The 16,152-nt window shown below is 76.7% G+C and carries 13 protein-coding genes and 1 pseudogene; 7 read left to right on the top strand and 7 right to left on the bottom strand.

Annotated elements, in window-relative coordinates:
* Positions 1 to 21 precede the first annotated feature (21 nt).
* Positions 22 to 696 (bottom strand): response regulator, encoded by a 675-nt coding sequence (locus ACFY00_RS09580; RefSeq protein ID WP_388029073.1) that lies wholly within the window; start codon positions 694 to 696, stop codon positions 22 to 24.
* Complete coding sequence (locus ACFY00_RS09575; protein ID WP_388029071.1) at positions 624 to 1,934, bottom strand: sensor histidine kinase; 1,311 nt, start codon at positions 1,932 to 1,934, stop codon at positions 624 to 626. The genes ACFY00_RS09580 and ACFY00_RS09575 overlap by 73 nt, the downstream gene beginning before the upstream one ends.
* A 143-nt stretch (positions 1,935 to 2,077) precedes the next feature.
* Between ACFY00_RS09575 and ACFY00_RS09570 the strand changes: the two genes are divergently transcribed.
* On the top strand, positions 2,078 to 3,946 hold the full coding sequence (locus ACFY00_RS09570; RefSeq protein ID WP_388029069.1) for an FtsX-like permease family protein: 1,869 nt from the start codon (positions 2,078 to 2,080) through the stop codon (positions 3,944 to 3,946).
* Positions 3,947 to 4,018: 72 nt separating this feature from the next.
* Positions 4,019 to 4,369, top strand: coding sequence for a hypothetical protein (locus ACFY00_RS09565; protein WP_388029068.1), 351 nt, complete (start codon positions 4,019 to 4,021; stop codon positions 4,367 to 4,369).
* Positions 4,370 to 4,387: 18 nt separating this feature from the next.
* Here the strand turns inward: ACFY00_RS09565 and ACFY00_RS09560 are convergent, their stop codons facing one another.
* Positions 4,388 to 5,458, bottom strand: coding sequence for a DUF4349 domain-containing protein (locus ACFY00_RS09560; protein ID WP_388029065.1), 1,071 nt, complete (start codon positions 5,456 to 5,458; stop codon positions 4,388 to 4,390).
* A 184-nt stretch (positions 5,459 to 5,642) separates the two neighbouring features.
* Here ACFY00_RS09560 and hemG point away from each other — a divergent pair, with 184 nt between their 5' ends.
* The 3 genes from hemG to ACFY00_RS09545 all read left to right on the top strand — a co-directional run bounded on the left by hemG (position 5,643) and on the right by ACFY00_RS09545 (position 8,285).
* The gene (gene hemG, locus ACFY00_RS09555) at positions 5,643 to 7,046 is read left to right on the top strand and encodes a protoporphyrinogen oxidase (protein ID WP_388029063.1); all 1,404 of its coding nucleotides are present in this window, start codon (positions 5,643 to 5,645) and stop codon (positions 7,044 to 7,046) included.
* A complete protein-coding gene (gene hemQ / locus ACFY00_RS09550) occupies positions 7,043 to 7,753 on the top strand; it encodes a hydrogen peroxide-dependent heme synthase (protein ID WP_388029062.1) in 711 nt (236 codons plus the stop codon). The genes hemG and hemQ overlap by 4 nt, the downstream gene beginning before the upstream one ends.
* Positions 7,754 to 7,880: 127 nt before the next feature.
* A complete protein-coding gene (locus ACFY00_RS09545) occupies positions 7,881 to 8,285 on the top strand; it encodes a bleomycin resistance protein (protein WP_388029060.1) in 405 nt (134 codons plus the stop codon).
* On the opposite strand, the gene ACFY00_RS09540 is transcribed toward ACFY00_RS09545, so the two are convergent.
* The 3 genes and pseudogenes from ACFY00_RS09540 to ACFY00_RS09530 form a co-directional block, all read right to left on the bottom strand.
* Entirely contained in the window at positions 8,282 to 9,043 is a 762-nt protein-coding gene (locus ACFY00_RS09540) for a TIGR04222 domain-containing membrane protein (RefSeq protein WP_388029059.1), read from the bottom strand. The genes ACFY00_RS09545 and ACFY00_RS09540 overlap by 4 nt on opposite strands.
* Before the next feature lie 80 nt (positions 9,044 to 9,123).
* Positions 9,124 to 10,194 (bottom strand): TIGR04222 domain-containing membrane protein, encoded by a 1,071-nt coding sequence (locus ACFY00_RS09535; protein WP_388029057.1) that lies wholly within the window; start codon positions 10,192 to 10,194, stop codon positions 9,124 to 9,126.
* Positions 10,195 to 10,381: 187 nt separating this feature from the next.
* A pseudogene (locus ACFY00_RS09530) lies at positions 10,382 to 11,651 on the bottom strand (DUF692 domain-containing protein).
* Positions 11,652 to 11,850: 199 nt separating this feature from the next.
* On the opposite strand from ACFY00_RS09530, the gene ACFY00_RS09525 reads away from it, so the two are divergent.
* Positions 11,851 to 12,771 (top strand): GNAT family N-acetyltransferase, encoded by a 921-nt coding sequence (locus ACFY00_RS09525; protein ID WP_388029055.1) that lies wholly within the window; start codon positions 11,851 to 11,853, stop codon positions 12,769 to 12,771.
* Between the two features lie 189 nt (positions 12,772 to 12,960).
* Here the strand turns inward: ACFY00_RS09525 and ACFY00_RS09520 are convergent, their stop codons facing one another.
* On the bottom strand, positions 12,961 to 15,111 hold the full coding sequence (locus ACFY00_RS09520) for a restriction endonuclease (protein WP_388029053.1): 2,151 nt from the start codon (positions 15,109 to 15,111) through the stop codon (positions 12,961 to 12,963).
* A gap of 164 nt (positions 15,112 to 15,275) precedes the next feature.
* Between ACFY00_RS09520 and ACFY00_RS09515 the strand changes: the two genes are divergently transcribed.
* A complete protein-coding gene (locus tag ACFY00_RS09515) occupies positions 15,276 to 16,085 on the top strand; it encodes an alpha/beta fold hydrolase (protein WP_388029050.1) in 810 nt (269 codons plus the stop codon).
* The last annotated feature ends 67 nt before the right edge of the window (positions 16,086 to 16,152 follow it).

Here is a 16,152-nt window from a genome sequence, read left to right as displayed (position 1 = left end):
CGCCCCGGTCCCGCGCCCCGCTCAGCCCTCCCCGTCGCCGAGGTAGGCGAGGACGGCCAGGACGCGGCGGTGGGTGTCCTCGGCCGGGGGGAGGTCGAGCTTGAGCAGGATGTTGCCGATGTGCTTGGCGGTCGCCGCTTCGGAGACCGTCAGGCGGCGGCAGATCTCCGCGTTCGAGCAGCCGCGGGCCATCAGCTCGAGGACCTCGCGCTCGCGGGGCGTCAGGCGCTCCAGCGGGTCGCGGCGGCGGGCCAGCAGGCGGCGGACCACCTCCGGGTCGACCACCGTGCCGCCCGCGGCGACGGTGTCCACCGCGGCCAGGAACTCCTCGACGTGGCCGACCCGGTCCTTGAGCAGGTAGCCGACGCCCGCGCCGTCGCCGCCGGCCAGCAGGTCGGCGGCGTACGAGCGCTGGACGTACTGGCTGAGGACCAGCACCGGCAGGCCCGGCCGCTCGGTGCGCAGGCGCAGGGCGGCGCGCAGGCCCTCGTCGGTGAGGCCCGGCGGCATCCGGACGTCGGTCAGGACCAGGTCGGGGCGGTGCTCGGCGACGGCGGCGAGCAGGGCGTCCGCGTCGCCGACGGCGGCCACGACGGTGTGGCCGAAGCGCTCCAGCAGGCTGATCAGGCCCTCGCGGAGGAGGACGGAGTCCTCGGCGAGGACGAGGCGGAGCGGGGGTCGGTCGTCGGGGTGCACGGGATCTCCACACGCAGCAGGGTCGGGCCGCCCGGCGGGCTGCTGACGGACAGTCTGCCGTCGACCACCGCGACCCGGTCGGCCAGCCCCGTCAGTCCGCTGCCGCGGGCGGGGTCGGCGCCGCCGGTGCCGTCGTCCGAGACGTCCAGCCGCAGGCGGCCCGAGGACCAGCGGCCGTGCACCCGGGCCGCGGACGCCCCGGCGTGCCTGGCCGCGTTCGCCAACGCCTCGGCGACCGCGAAGTAGCCCGCGGACTCGACGGCCGCGGGCAGCCGGCCCGGCAGGGAGACGTCCACCACGACCGGCAGCACCGAGCGGTCCGCCAAGTCCGCGCAGGCGTCCGGCAGGCCGCGGTCGGCGAGGACCCGGGGGTGGATGCCGTGCACCAGCTCGCGCAGCTCGGCCAGCGCCGCGTCGGCCTCGGCGTGCGCCGCGGCCAGGCGGTGGGCGAGCGGGCCGCCCGGCGGCGCGTCCAACCGGGCCAGGCCCAGCGACATCGACAGGGCGACCAGCCGCTGCTGCGCGCCGTCGTGCAGGTCCCGTTCGATCCGGCGGCGCTCGGCCTCGAACGCGTCCACCAGGCGGGCCCGGGAGCGGACCAGCTCGCCGACCCGCTCCTGACCGCCCGCCAGCGCCCGGGCCAGCGCCGCCCGGGCGCCCGCCGCCACCGCCAGCGGGTAGCCCGCCAGGGCCAGCAGCGCCGCGCCCCCCGCCGCCACCGCCCAGGCCTGGCCCGGCGCGTGCACCTGCCAGACCTTCAGCACGTTCACCTGCTCGCCGTCCAGGGCCAGTTGGAGCGGCGTCGTCACCAGCCAGGCCGGGACCAGCAGCGCGCCCGCCACCACCAGCAGCTCCAACGGCCAGAGCAGGAACGCCGACAGCGCCGCGCCGCCGGCCTCCCGCCACGTCGCCCCCTCGGCGTACCGGACGCGCAGCCAGGCCCACAGGCCCGGGCCGTCCGGCACCCGGTGCGGATCGGGCACCGGCGCCCCGCCCATCAGCCGCAGCAGCCGCCGCTCGCCCGCCCCGGAGGCCAGCCCCGCCAACGGCAGCGCCGCCAGCAGCGGCACCCCCACCAGCAGCACCGACAGCGCCTCGCCGACCGCGGCCCACAGCAGCAGCACCACGCACAGCACCTCCCCCGCCAGCGCGCACGCCAGCAGGTACGCCGCCGAGCGCCACGGCCAGGCCGTCCGCAGGAACCCGGGCCGGCGCAGCGCCTGCCAGCAGTCGGACATCGGGGCACCTCCTTTCACCAGGTCCTTTCACCAGGACAGACCCTAGGCCGCCGCCCCGGCCGGTGTCGGTAGAGCTGGCTCCACTCTTCGCGGTGGAGCGGGCGTCCATGTGCGAACCGCCCGGCGCCGGTTGACTCGGAGCCATGACCACCCCACTGACCAGGATCGCCGTGCGCTCCCTGAACGCCGGACGGACCGCCCTGCTCGGGGCGTTCACCGCGCTCGCCCTGGGCGTCGCGCTGATCGCCGCCACCCTGCTCGGCCTCGCCGCGGGCACCGCCCTGCCGCCCGGCGAGGACCGCACCGCGCTGCTCGCCCAACTCGGCACCACCTGCGGCGTCAGCCTCTTCACCGCCGGGTTCGTGGTCGCCGCCACCTCCTCCTACGCGGTCGCCCGGCGCCGCCGCGAGTTCGGACTGCTGCGGCTGGCCGGCGTCACCCGCGGCCAACTCACCCGCACCGTCCTGCTGGAGGCCCTGCTGCTGGGCCTGCTGGCCGCCGCCACCGGCAGCGCGCTCGGCCGCGCCGCCGCCCCGCTGCTGGCCCGCGCGCTGACCGCCGCCGACCTCGCCCCCGCGGGCTTCCGGATCGGCACCCCCGGCTGGCCGCTGGTCACCGCGTTCTGCACCGGCCCGCTGGTCGCCCTCGCGGGCACCGCCGTCGCCGCCCGGCGGGCCGGCCGGGTCCGCCCGCTCGAAGCGCTCCGCGAGGCCGACGTCGACCTGAAGGTGATGACCGCGGGCCGCTGGCTCGGCGGCCTCGCCCTGCTCGGCACGTACGCCGCCGTGGTGGCCGCCGCGCTCGCCGGGGACCCGGCCGAGCTGCTGCACCGCAAGACCTACACCCTCCAGCCGATGCTGCTGATCGCCGCCACCGCCCTGCTCGCCCCCGTCCTGGCCCGCCCGCTGCTGCGCCTGCTCACCCGCCCCGTCACCCGGCCGCCCCGGCTGGTCCGGGCCGCCGCGCTCGGCGGCCTGCGCCGCACCGGCGCCACCGTCGCGCCCGTCCTGCTCGCCACCGCCCTCGCGGGCACCCTGGTCGGCGCCCCCGCCACCGTCGCCGCCGCCCGCGCCGCCGAAGCCCGCAGCACGGCCGCCGCCGACCTCGTCCTCACCCCCGCCCCCGGCGGCGAGGGGGCCGACGCGCTGACGGCCGCGCTGCGGGCGCTGCCCGGGGCCGTCGTCTCGCCCAGCGCCGCGACGCCGCTCGCCGTCGTCGAGGCCGACGGCACGGCCGTCCGCGCCGAGGGCCGGGCGGTCGCCGACCCGGCCGCGCTGACCGCCACCACCCGGCTGCCCGTCCTGGCGGGCGACCCGGCGGCGCTCGACGACGACAGTGTGGTGCTCGCCGAAGAATGGGGGGACCCGCAGGTCGGCGACCGCGTCCCGGTCGTGCTCGCCGACGGCACCCGGCGGGAGCTGCGGGTCGCCGCCGTGCTGCGCGAGGGCACCGGCGGCAACCCGGTGTACGTCACCCCGCGCAACGCGCCCGGCGCCCGCACCGACCGGATCGAGGTCCGCGACGCCGCCGCGGACGCGGCCGCCACCGCCCGGGCGCACGGGGCCACCGTGCAGACCCGCGCGGCCTGGCTGGACGCCCACTACCCCGCCGACGACCCGAAGCGGATCCGCCGGATCGCCGCCGTCCTCGGCCTCGCCCTGCTCTACGTCGCGATCACCCTCGCCCACACCGCGCTCACCACCACCACCGACCGCCGCCGCGAACTCGCCCAGCTCCGCCTGGTCGGCACCACCCGCGGCCGCGTCCTGCGGCTGGTCGCCGCCGAGACGCTCCTCGTCACGGCGGTCGGCGCCCTGCTCGGCACCGCCGCCACCCTCACCACCCTCGCCACCATGGGCGCCGCCCTCCACCGCGCGGGCGCCCCCGTCCCCCTCGCCCTCCCCTGGACGGCCCTCGGCGGCACCGCCCTGCTCTGCGCCCTGATCACCGTCCCCTGCGCGGCCCTGGCGGCCCTGCGGGCGACCAAGGGCCGTGCGGTGGAAGCCAGTTAGACGACCAGGGGTGGCGTCGGGCCTGTTTACGCGGAGCTTCCGGGCGACTACCGTGCATTACGGGGAGGGGCCATGAGCTGTCTGCTGCGGTTGCTCGGCCTGGCGGGCATCCTGTGGATGTTCGGCATGGGGGTCTTCGGCGACGACTGGTCGCTCGCCGGGCTGGTCATCCCGTTGTCGACCTTCGTGCTGTTCGTCGCGGACCAGGTGGGCCGGAGCGAGGCCCGCCACCAGCAGGAGGCCGCGGCGGCCCGGGAGCGCGACCGGCGCCGGGCGGAGGCGGAGCAGGAGGCCCCCGCCGGGCCCCCGGCCGACCCGGACGGGCCCCCGGCCGACCCGGACGGGCCCCCGGCCGGCCCGGACGGGCTTCCGGCCGATCCCGCTGACCCCGACGGGGCCGGGCCGGACGCGATCCCCCGCTGACCGGCCCGCCGCCCCGGGTCACGCCCTGCCGTCGGCGCCTTCCCCGGCGCCCGCGTCGGAGTCCGCGTCCGCGTCGACACCCGGCGCGTGCGTCGGGCGGGGCGGGACGGCGGGGGCCCCGGCGCGGCGGGCGCGCAGGCGGCGGCGGAACAGCCAGGCGAGCGGGGCGAGCAGGACGAGGAAGGGCGCCACGGCGGCCAGGGCCACCAGCAGGGCGCGGACCACGGCGACCAGCGCGTGCCAGCCGTTCGAGAGGCCGTGGCCGACGGAGGCCCAGAAGCCGGTCCCCTTCTCCTCCGGCTCGTCGTGGACGGGCTGGTAGGGGGTCATCAGCTCCAGCGTCACGGTCGACAGCGAGGTGCGGGCCGACAGCTCCTGCTGCCGGCGCTGCAGCGACTCCAGGTCGGACTCGCGGCGGGTCAGTTCGCTCTCCAGCGACACCACCTCGGACAGGCTCTTCGCGTCGGCCATCAGCGCCCGCACCCGGTCCACGCTGGCCCGCATCGACTTCAGGCGGCTGTCGACGTCGGCGATCTGCTGGGTGAGGTCGTCGGCCTGGCTGCTGAGGGCGAGCCGGGTGCCGAGCCCGCCCAGCCCGTCCAGGGTGGCCTGGTAGGAGGCGGACGGGACCTTCAGGGTCAGCGTGGACAGCGTGCCCTCGCCCTTCCCGCCGCGCAGGTTCTCCCCGGCGACGTAGCCGCCCGCCCGGGTGACCAGGTCGACGGCCTTGGCGCGGGCGTCGTCCACGACGTCGACCCGCAGCGTCAGCTTGGCCTGGTAGGCGATCTGGCGGTCCGTCAGCTGCGCGGTGCCGGCGGTGCCCGCGGCGTTCGACGTGCCGCCCTCGGAGCCGGGCTTGCTCCCGGAGCCGGGCCCGGCCCCGCTGCCGACGGCGCCGTCACCGTTGCCGGGGGCCGCCGCGGCCTTGTCCTGGGCCTGGCCGCCCTCCGGCTGGGCCGCCGGGGCCACCGCCGGGACCGCCGCCGACTCCGAGCGGCCGGAGTCCGCGCCGCACCCGGTCAGCAGCAGGACCGCGGCCACCGCCCCCGCCGCGCCCGCCGCGCCCGCTCTGCGTACCCGCAGGTCCATGTCGCATCCTCCCCGTGGTCCGGGGCGGGCCGGTCGCCCACCCCCACGCAGCTGTGACGCGGCGGCCCCCGGACCGGACCCGTCCCCGCGGTACCGGATCGATCACGCCGCGGACTCGTCCCGGTCTCGGAGGGTCGCGGGGCCGATCCCGGCGATCCGGATAAGGGCTGGGAGACTGATCGACATGGCGAAACCTCACGTCGTGGTGATCGGTGGCGGCATCGCGGGCCTGGCCGCGGCCGCCTTCCTCGGAGACGCAGCGGTACGGGTGACCGTGCTGGAGGCGTCGACGCGCTTCGGCGGGAAGCTGCACGGCGGTGAGGTCGGCGGCGTCCGGGTCGACCTCGGCGCCGAGTCGATGCTCGCCCGCCGCCCCGAGGCCGTCGACCTGGCCCGCCGGGTCGGCCTCGGCGAACTGCTCGAACCGCCCACCACCGCCAAGGCCGCGATCTGGACCAGGGAGGGCCTGCGCCCGCTACCCGGCGGCCAACTCATGGGCGTACCAGGAGACTTGGACGCACTCAAGGCCTCCGGCGTGCTCACCCCCGAAGGCCTGGAGCGGGCCTCCCGCGAGCAGCCCGCCGAGATCGGCGAGGACGCCCCGATCGGCCGCTACGTCGCCGACCGGCTCGGCCGCGAGGTCGTCGACCGGCTCGTCGAACCGCTGCTCGGCGGCGTGTACGCCGGGCACGCCGACGAGATCTCGATCCGCGCCGCCGTCCCGCAACTTCTCCAACTCGCCCAGCAGGGCGGCTCCTTGACCACCGCGATCCGCGACCTCACCAGCCGCGCCACCGCCACCGGGCCGGTCTTCCAGGGCCTGCGCGGCGGACTCGGCACCCTCCCCGAGGCCGTCGCCGCCCACGACCGCGCGCACGGCGCCGAACTGCTCACCGGCCACCGGGTCGACGCCCTGCGCCGCACCCCCGACGGCTGGCTGGTCACCACCGGCGGACGCCGACTCGCCGCCGACGCCGTCGTGCTGGCCGTCCCCGCCCCGCAGGCCGCCGAACTGCTCGCCGCCGACGCCCCCGGCGCCGCCGCCGAACTGCGCGCCGTCGAGTACGCGTCCATGGCCCTGGTCACCCTCGCCTTCCGCCGCGCCGACCTCGCGGACAGCCCGCTCACCGGCAGCGGCTTCCTCGTCCCCCCGGTCGACCGGCGCAGCATCAAGGCCTCCACCTTCTCCAGCAACAAGTGGGGCTGGCTGGAACGCTCCGCCCCCGACGCCTTCCTGCTGCGCACCTCGCTCGGCCGCCACCGCGAGGACGCCGCCCTCGACCTGGACGACGCCGAACTCGTCGCCCGCTCCCTCGCCGACCTGCACGCCGCCGTCGGCCTGCGCGCCACCCCGTACGACCACGCCGTCACCCGCTGGCGGGCCGGACTCCCGCAGTACCCCGTCGGCCACCTCGACCGGGTCGCCCGGATCCGCGCCCACCTCGACGCGCTCGGCGCGGTCGCCGTCTGCGGCGCCGCGTACGACGGCGTCGGCATCCCCGCCGTCATCGCCGGGGCCCGGCGGGCCGCGGAGCTCCTCACCCCCGGCACCGGCACCCCCCGCGCAGAAGGGACAATGGGCTCATGACCGAAAGCACTGAGCAGCCCGTGAAGAAGAAGGCCCGCGACCTCAACCAGGTCATCCGCTACACCATGTGGTCGGTGTTCAAGCTCAAGGACGCCCTCCCCGAGGACCGCACCGCCCTCGCCGCCGAGGTCGACGGCCTCTTCGAGCAGCTCGCCGCCAAGGACGTCGTCGTCCGCGGCACCTACGACGTCTCCGGCCTGCGCGCCGACGCCGACATCCTGGTCTGGTGGCACGCCGAGGACTCCGACGACCTGCAGGAGGCGTACAACCGCTTCCGCCGCACCGCGCTCGGCCGCCACCTGGAGCCGGTCTGGTCCAACATGGCGCTGCACCGCCCCGCCGAGTTCAACAAGTCGCACATCCCGGCGTTCCTCGCCGACGAGCGGCCCCGCGAGTACGTCTGCGTCTACCCCTTCGTCCGCTCCTACGAGTGGTACCTGCTCCCCGACGAGGAGCGCCGGGCGATGCTCGCCGAGCACGGCATGATGGCCCGCGGCTACCCGGACGTGCGCGCCAACACCGTCGCCTCCTTCGCCCTCGGCGACTACGAGTGGCTGCTGGCCTTCGAGGCCGACGAACTCCACCGCATCGTCGACCTGATGCGCGACCTGCGCCCCTCCCGCGCCCGCCTGCACGTCCGCGAGGAGGTCCCCTTCTTCACCGGCCGCCGCAAGCCGGTCGCCGAGCTGCTCTCCGGCCTGTACTAGGCCGCTACCGGGCCGGTACCGGGCCCGCACCGGAGAAGGACGAACGGCACCAGGGCCCGACCGGACGCCCCTCCCGCGGGACGCGTCCGGTCCGGGCGCACCCACCGCCTGCCCCCCGGAGGAGCGCGTGTCCGCACCACCCGGCCCCGTCGCGTTCGAACGGGTCACCCCGGTCGTCCCGGTCCGCGACCTGGCCGCCGCCCTGGCCCGCTACGACCGCCTCGGGTTCACCACCGAACCGTACGAGGACGGCTCCCGGTACGGCTTCGTCTCGCGCGACGCGGTGGAACTCCACCTGACCGAGTGGGCGGAACACGACCCGCTGCGCACCGGCGCGGTGGTCTACCTGTACGTGTCGGACGCCGACGCGGTGCACGCCGAGTGGGCGGCGGCGGACCCGCCGGGACGGCTGACCGAACCGGCCGACACCCCGTACGGGCTGCGCGAGTTCGGCTACGTCGACCCGGACGGCACCCTGCACCGCGTCGGCTCCCCGCGCGCCGCCGGTGGGCTCCAGGGGCCGCCGGTCTAGGAGTCGAGCGCCGCGCGCAGGCGCGGGTCCCGGACGGCGGCGGTGCCGGAGATGGCGACGGCGGTGAGGAGGTCGTCGTCGGTGACGGGGGTGTGGCGGCAGGGGAGGGCCCGCAGCAGGGTCTGGCCGGCCGGGGCGGCCCACGCGGTGTAGGCGTGGACGTCGACCCGGGCCATCAGCAGGGTGCCGCCGGTCAGGACCAGCGGCAGGGCGTACCAGGCGGCGGCGGTGCGGGCGGTGTCCCCGTCCGGGGCGGTGAGCAGGACGGTCAGCAGCAGCATCGCGGCCGCGCCGACCAGCGCGTAGCGGACCAGCCGGACCGCCCGCAGCGCGTGGTCGCGGACGACGGCCGGGGTCGCCAGCCCCGCCGTGGTGAGCCGGTCGCCGATGTCGCGGACGGTGGGGTGCGCGGCCAGCGCGGCCTTGAGCTGGGCGGTGCGGCACTGGCCCTCGGGGCCGATCGCGCCGATCAGGGCCCGTTCGAGGCGGCCGCGGCCCCGCGGGTCGACGACGGTGGTCCAGCCGGTGTGGGCGAGGTGCAGACGGCCCACCCCGGCCATCCGCACCAGCGCCAGGTCGACCACCCGGCCGGGCCCGCCGGCCAGGTACGCGGTCTCGTAGAGGCCCACGCCGGAGAGCCGGTGGGCGGGGTGCGGGGACCGTCCGGTCAGGGCGTCGGCGATCGCGGCGACCCGTACCAGGCGGAGGCAGGAGTACACCGCGGCGGCACAGGACGGGATCAACAGCAGCACCCACATGCTTTTTGTTCTAGTCCTGTGCGCGCCGGGAACGGAACGCATACCCGGGCCGCGATACCGAACTGTGACACGGAGCGGGCTCAGGAACCGCCGCACCCGCCGCCACCGCCGCAGCTCGAACCGCACGAACTCGACGACCCGCAGGAGCTCGACGAGGACCCGCAGGAGTGCGAGGACGACCCGCAGGAGTGGTGGGAGGACGACCCGCCGCAGGAGTGGTGCGAGGAGCCGTGGCCGCCCGAGGAACCGCAGGAGGAGGCGGGGGTCATCCCGCACCAGGCCGCCGTCCCGGCGCCCGCGCCGCCCGCGAAGTCCGAGCCGCTGTCCGTCCGGGAGCCGGAGCGCCAGGAGGAGCGGGGCGGGCGGGTGGAGGAGTAAGGGCCGGCCAGCGCCTCGCGCAGCGCCCGGTGCTCGGAGCCGCGGAGCGCGAGGACGCCGTCCAGGGCGAACGCGCCGACCAACTCGGCGTGCTCGGCGGCGACCTCGCGCGGCCGCCACGGGGTGCTGCCGCGGACGAGCAGCAACTGGCGCCGCCCGGCCGGGGTGATCCGGCTCCTCGCGGGGCGGTTGGCGATCAGGCTGACCACCGTGAACAGCACCAGCACGCCGTACGGGAGGAACGGGGGCGCGGTGGTGGCCCACTCCGGGTCGTCCAGCCACTGGACGGTGGAGACGGCGCCGAGCACCACCGTCACGAGCAGGGCCAGCACCACCAGCTTGCGGGCCCGCCAGGCGGCCTTCAGCGCGGCGGGGTGGCGCATCAGGCCGCGGGCGGCGAGCGCGTCGCCGATCCGCTGCACCTCGGGGCTGCCCGTCACGGAGGCGCGCAGCACCGACAGGTCGCGTCCGGCCCGGCCGCCGACGGCGGTGACCAGGACGCGCTCGACCGGGTCGGACGTCCCCTCGGAGGTGACGGTGACCCGATGGGCCCGGGAGACCACCACCCGGCCCTCGCGCTCCATCCGGACCAGCGCGGTCTCGACGACCCGGGCCGGGCCGCCGGCCAGGAAGGCGACGTCCAACAGCGGCAGGCCGCGCCCGGGCAGCCCCTTCGGGTCGGTGACCCGGCGGCTGCGCCAGTTGAAGACGGCGGCGACGGCGAGTGAGAGCGCGACGAGCGCGAAGGCCAGGAAGAACCGGAAGTTCCACATCCCCCGTGGATCCCTTCTGTGGGCGGCGCGGCGCGGGGTTGGTGCGGCGCTGCGCGGAGTGTGGTGGTGCGGGATGGTGTGGTGTGGAGCGAAGTGTGGCGGCCCGGGACGGTGCGGTGCGGAGCGAAGTGTGGCCGCCCGGGACGGTGCGGTGCGGAGCGAAGTGTGGCCGCGCGCGGTGGGGTGGTTACGGGTGCGTCTTCGCCGTCCGGCGCGGCAGCAGGCGGCTCCAGCGGGAGGGGGCGGGGTGCAGCAGGCGGCGCAGTGCGGGGTACCAGGGGGCGTCGGGGGCGGTGTCGAGGGCCCAGGCGGCGAAGGCCCGGGCGTCGGCGCGGTGGCCGCCGGTGAGCGGTCGGCCGGTGGCGTAGCGGGTGAACAGCGGGGCGAAGTCGGGGCCGAGCAGGTCGGGGAGTTCGGGCAGCAGGTGGCCGACGGTCTCCCGCCGCTTGGCGAGCAGGCCCTCGGCCTGGCCGCGCAGTTGCTCTGGGTCGAAGCCCGCGGGGGCGGGAGCACCCGCCACCAGGGCGGCCAGCAGCTGTTCCTGCCGGTGGGCCAACTGGACGCGAGCGAGGACGAGTTCGGCGTCATCGCGGTCGCGGATCAGGTACTCGTGCTGCTCAGACACGGGCGGTCTCCCTGCGGTGGAGGTGCTGGACGCGGCGGATGGCGTCGAGTTCGGCGGACAGTTCGGCGGGCGGCGGGTACGCGCCGTCCCGTTCCAGCAGCACCCCGGGCGGGTCGGCGCGGGCGCAGAGCGCGGCCAGCACGTCCAGCACGGGCGCGGTGACGGGGTGGGTGTGGGTGTCGTGCCAGACGCCGTCCCGCTCGACGCCGCCCGCGACGTGCACGTAGGCGAGGGCCTCCAGCGGCAGCCGGTCGAGTTCGGCGGCCGGGTCGACGCCCAGGTTGACGTGGTTGGTGTGCAGGTTGGCGACGTCCACCAGCAGGCGGACGCCGGTGCGTTCGACCAGTTCGGCCAGGAACTGCGCCTCGGTCAACTCATCTCCGGGCCAGGCGAGTTGGGCGGCGATGTTCTCCAGCGCCAGCGGTACGGGCAGCTCCCGCTGGGCGATCCGGACGTTGGCGGCCACCACCCGCAGCGCCTCCCGGGTGCGCGGCACCGGCAGCAGGTGCCCGGCCTCCAGGCCGCCCGCCCGGACGAACGCCAGGTGCTCGCTGACCAGCGGCGCCCCGAGCGCCTCGGTGACGGCGGCCAGCCGGGCCAGCCGGGCCGGGTCGGGGGCGGTGGCGTCCCCGAGGCCGAGCGAGACGCCGTGCGGGACGACGGTGACGCCGCGGGCCCGCAACTCGACCAGCGAGGGCGGCAGGTGGTCGGCGCAGACGTTCTCGGCGACCACCTCCACCCAGTCCAGGCCGGGCATCCGCTCCACCGCGGTGTCGATCTCCGGGCGCCAGCCCAGCCCGGTGCCCAATCGCGGAATATCGGACGAAGACATATTCCACCCCCTTTCACGGGGTTTTCCGGTCACCCCGATCCCCCGTAGCCGAGGGTGTATCCACGGCGCGCCGATGCCAAGCGGGACACCGGAAACTCAGAGCTGAACTTGAGGTTTCACCCCCGCCGAACGAACTCCCGTCCGGGTGGGGGAAAATTCAGCAGCGCACGGACGAATGACTGGCTAACGTGACATGCCTATGACTTCGACGCCGTACCGCATCCGCCCGTTCGTACCCGCTGACGCCACCGGGGCCGCCGAGGCCTACCGGGCCGGTCGCCCGCACCTGGTCACCACCCCCGAAGTGGTCGCCTGGCAGGCCGAGTTGCCGCACTACCACCTGCTGGTCGCCGAGCGGGCCGGCCGGGTCGTCGGCACCGCCCGGTTCGGTCCGGTGCCCGAGAGCACCACCCCCCACCAGGGCTTCCTCACCGTCAGCGTGCTCCCCGAGCACCGCGGCGCGGGCATCGGCACCGCCCTGCTCACCGCCGCCGAACGGGACCTCACCGCCCTCGGCGTCCGGGACGCGCACGGGTGGGTCGACGACACCCCCGAGGCCCTCGCCTTCGCCGCCGCCCGCGGCTACCGCAGGAGCGGCCGGGCCGGCCGCTTCTCCGGCCTCGACCTCACCGCCCCGCTGCCCCCGCTGCCGCCCACCCCGCCAGGCGTCGAACTGCGCACCGCCGCCGACTTCCTGGACGACCCGTACCCGATCTACCTGATCGACATCGACGGCACCCGCGCCGAACCCGGCGACCTCGTCCTCGACGACCAGCCGTACGAGGGCTGGCTCGCCGAGATCTGGCAGCGCCCCGACCAGGACCACACCCTCACCGCGGTCGTCCTGGTCGACGGCGAGGCCGTCGCGTTCTCCGCCGCCCAGACCGACGGCCACCGCACCTACTGGTCCGCCTTCACCGCGACCCGCTCCACCCACCGCGGCCGCGGCCTGGCCAAACTCGCCAAGGCCCACTCCCTGCACCGCGCCAAGGCCCGCGGCCTCACCGCCGCGTACACCCAGAACGACGCGGGCAACGCCCCGATGCTCGCGATCAACGCCTGGCTCGGCTACCGCGAGTGCGCCGCCGAGTGGAAGCACACCCGGACGCTCGACGCATAGCCGCGCGGGGCGCGGGATTGACGAGCGGGACGGTGCGTCCAGGGGCGCGGGGAACGGCGCGCGGCGGCAGGTGAACGTCCGCGAGGTCGCGGGGAGGGCGGTGAGTCGATGTCCGCTCGCGATCGTGCGGTGGGTGCCCGGTCGCTCGCGCAGTTCCCCGCGCCCCTGGGCGGGCTGCGCCCGAGGCGGCTACGCGACGTCCACGCCGTGGTCGCGGGCCAGGCCCGCGAGGCCGTCGGACCAGCCCTGGCCCACTGCGCGGAGCTTCCAGCCGTCCGCCGGGCGCCGGTAGACCTCGGCGACCAGCATCGCGGAGACCGCCGGGTCGGCGGGCGGGCGGAAGACCCAGTGGCCGCTGCCGCAGGTCAGTTCCACCGCCGGGTCGACCAGGTCCGCGCAGGTGCCGTCGCCGTCCGCGTCCAGGTTGACCGAGATCGCCACCCGCCGCACCGCGTCCGGGAGTCGGCCGGTGCGCACGGTCGCGCTGCGGTCGTCCGGGCGCAGGGTGACGGCGCCGTCCTCCGCGGTCGGCTGGTGGTAGAAGACGAAGTCCTCGTCGCGGCGGACCCGGCCGTCCGCGTCGAGCAGCAGCAGCGTCAGGTCGGCCTCCGCGCCGTCCGACCGGAACCGGACGCGCACCTCCTCGCCCGGCAGCACCAGGTTCTGACCCGGCACCAGTTCGACGGCAACGGCGGAGGCGCTCCGCTGCACGGGTATCACCGGAGCAGGAGCAGGAGCAGGAGCAGGAGCCGGGGCAGGAGCAGGGCCGAGCCGCCCCGGCAGGCCCTGCTCGCGCAGCAGGGCGAGCAGCATCGGTCCGTCGACCAGGGTGAGCGGCTGCCCCTCGGCGTGCTTGCGGGAGCCCGGCCCGAAGCCCGCCGTGGTGACCAGGATGCCCCGGTTGGCGCCCTGCCGCCGCATGGTGGACTCCAGGTCGCGGACGGCGCTCGGCGGCACCGTCTTCCGGTAGCGCTTGGCCTGGATGACGATCTTCCCGCCGGTGATCGGGTCCGGGTCCTCGGCCAGCACGTCCACGCCCTCGTCGCCGCTGCGCGCGGTGGTGCTGGTGCGCAGGCCCCGGCGGCGGAACAGTTCGGCGATCAGCTCCTCGAACTCCAGCGGGTCCATCTCGAACAGGTCGGGCTCCTCGCCGTCCGCCACCGGGGAGGGGGCAGGGACAGGGACGGGAACGGAGACAGGGGCCCCCGCCACGGCGGAGGTCGGCACCTCGGCCACCGTCCCGCCCCTGTCCGGCCGGGCCGCGATCCGCCCGCCGAGGGCGTCGACCAGGCAGTCCAGCGGGGCGACCCGGTCCAGGGCCAGGCCCGCGAAGACCTCCCGCCCGACCTCCACGGCCAGCAGGCAGCGCTCGCCCTCCCGCCCGGTCGCCGGGTCGGTGGCGACCACCACCCCGTTCAGCCCCACCGAGGCGAGCAGCCCGTCGGTGTCGGCCCGGAACACCTCCGCCAGCACCCGCAGCGCGCACTGCGCCAGCACCTCGCGGTACAGCTCCCGGCGCTGGCCGACCGGCCGGGCCACCTCGTCCTCGCGGTCCTCGGAGCGGACGTACCGGTACCGGCCCACCGGCGGCACCACCTCGTACGGCGGCAGCTCCCAGCGCACCACCAGCCGCCGGGCCGACGCGTCCCAGGAGGTCTCGCCGTCGGCGGGGAAGCCGTCCGGCCAGTCCTCGCGCCAGTCGACGACCGCCTCGAAGTACTCGGCGACCGCCGCCGCCTCGCCCGCCCGCAGCCGCGCCGCCAACTGCCCGGCCTGCGCCGCCTGCCCGGCCAGCAGCCGGTGCCGCTCGGCCGCCCACGCCTCGTACTGGGCGCGGTACTCGGCGAGCCGGTACTGCCGCTGCTGCTCGGCCGCCCAGGCCGCCTGCCAGTCCCGTTCGAAGGCGGCCCGGGCCTGCGCCGACTGCTCCTCCCACTGCCGCCGCGCCCCCGGGTGGTACGCCTGCGGGCCCGCCGGGGGCGGCACCAGGTACCAGTTCTGGTCCGGCATCGGCACCGGCACGCCCAGCGGACCGGGGTCGAACGGCGGCACCACCGGACGGCCCCCCGCGGCCGTCGAGAACCCCGGACCGGCCAGTCCCGTCGCCAGCACCCCGCGCAACTCGGCGACCCGGGCGTCCAGTTCGGCGCTCCGCCGGGCCGCGTCCGACTCCCGCCCCTGCTGGTACGCCTTCAGCGCCTCCCGCTCGCCCCGGGCCGCGGCCCGCTGCGCCTCCCGCCGCGCCCGCTCGTTCTCGCGCTGCGCGGCGGCCGCCGCCCTGCGCTGCGCCTCGGCGCGCCGGTGCTGCTCGCGCTGCGCCTCGGCCAGTACCGACCACACCCCGGAAGACCGCCGCCGCGCCACGCCCGCCCCACCCACGTCCAAGTCCGTTCGGAAGACGATCAGTCTTCCACGCGGACGGTACCCGCAGCACCCGCCGCCGTACCCTGGCCGGACACCCCGGCCGACCGCGGCAGCGGGGAGCGAGACGGGGGAGGCCCGCGATGAGCCGCACGACGGTGAACGGCGCCACGCTGCACCACGACGAAGCCGGGCCCGCCGACGGGACGCCGGTGGTCCTGCTCCACGGGCACCCGTTCAACCGCACGCTGTGGGCCCCGCAGGTCCGGGCGCTCGCCGAGGCCGGGTACCGGGTGATCACCCCCGACCTGCGCGGCTACGGCGAGAGCGAGGTGACGCCCGGCAAGGTGCTGCCGGCCGACTTCGCCGACGACACCGCCGCCCTGCTCGACCGGCTGGGCATCGGGCGCGCGGTGGTCGGCGGCGTCTCGATGGGCGGCCAGATCGCGATGGAGTTCCACCTCCGCCACCCGCGGCGCGTGCTGGCGCTCGTGCTGTCCGACACCTCGGCCCCCGCCGAGACCGCGGAGGGCCGGGCCTTCCGCAACCGCCTCGCCGACCGGCTGCTCGCCGAGGGCATGGGCGGCTACGCGGACGAGGTGATCGACAAGATGCTCGCCCCCTACAACGTCGCCGCCCTCCCGGAGACCGCCGCCCGCGTCCTCGGCATGATGCGCGCCACCGACCCGCGCGGCGCCGCCGCCGCGCTCCGCGGCCGGGCCGAGCGCCCCGACTACCGCGACACCCTGCGCACCGTCACCGTCCCGACCCTGCTCCTGGTCGGCGCGGACGACGTCTACACCCCCGTCGCCGACGCCGAGGCGATCCGGTCCCTCGTCCCGCACGCCGTGCTGACCGTCGTCCCCGACGCCGGGCACCTCCCGGGCGTCGAACAGCCCGAACGCTTCAACGCCGCGCTGCTGGAGTTCCTCCGCACCCGGCTCCCGGCCTGACCGCGCAACCAAAGCTGCCGAGGGCCCTTCCCGACTGCCGGGAAGGGCCCTCGCGCGGGTGGGGACG

The organism is Kitasatospora sp. NPDC001540, from assembly GCF_042894345.1.
GTDB classification, from domain to species: domain Bacteria; phylum Actinomycetota; class Actinomycetes; order Streptomycetales; family Streptomycetaceae; genus Kitasatospora; species Kitasatospora phosalacinea_C.
This window is presented reverse-complemented; position numbering and strand designations above follow the sequence as displayed.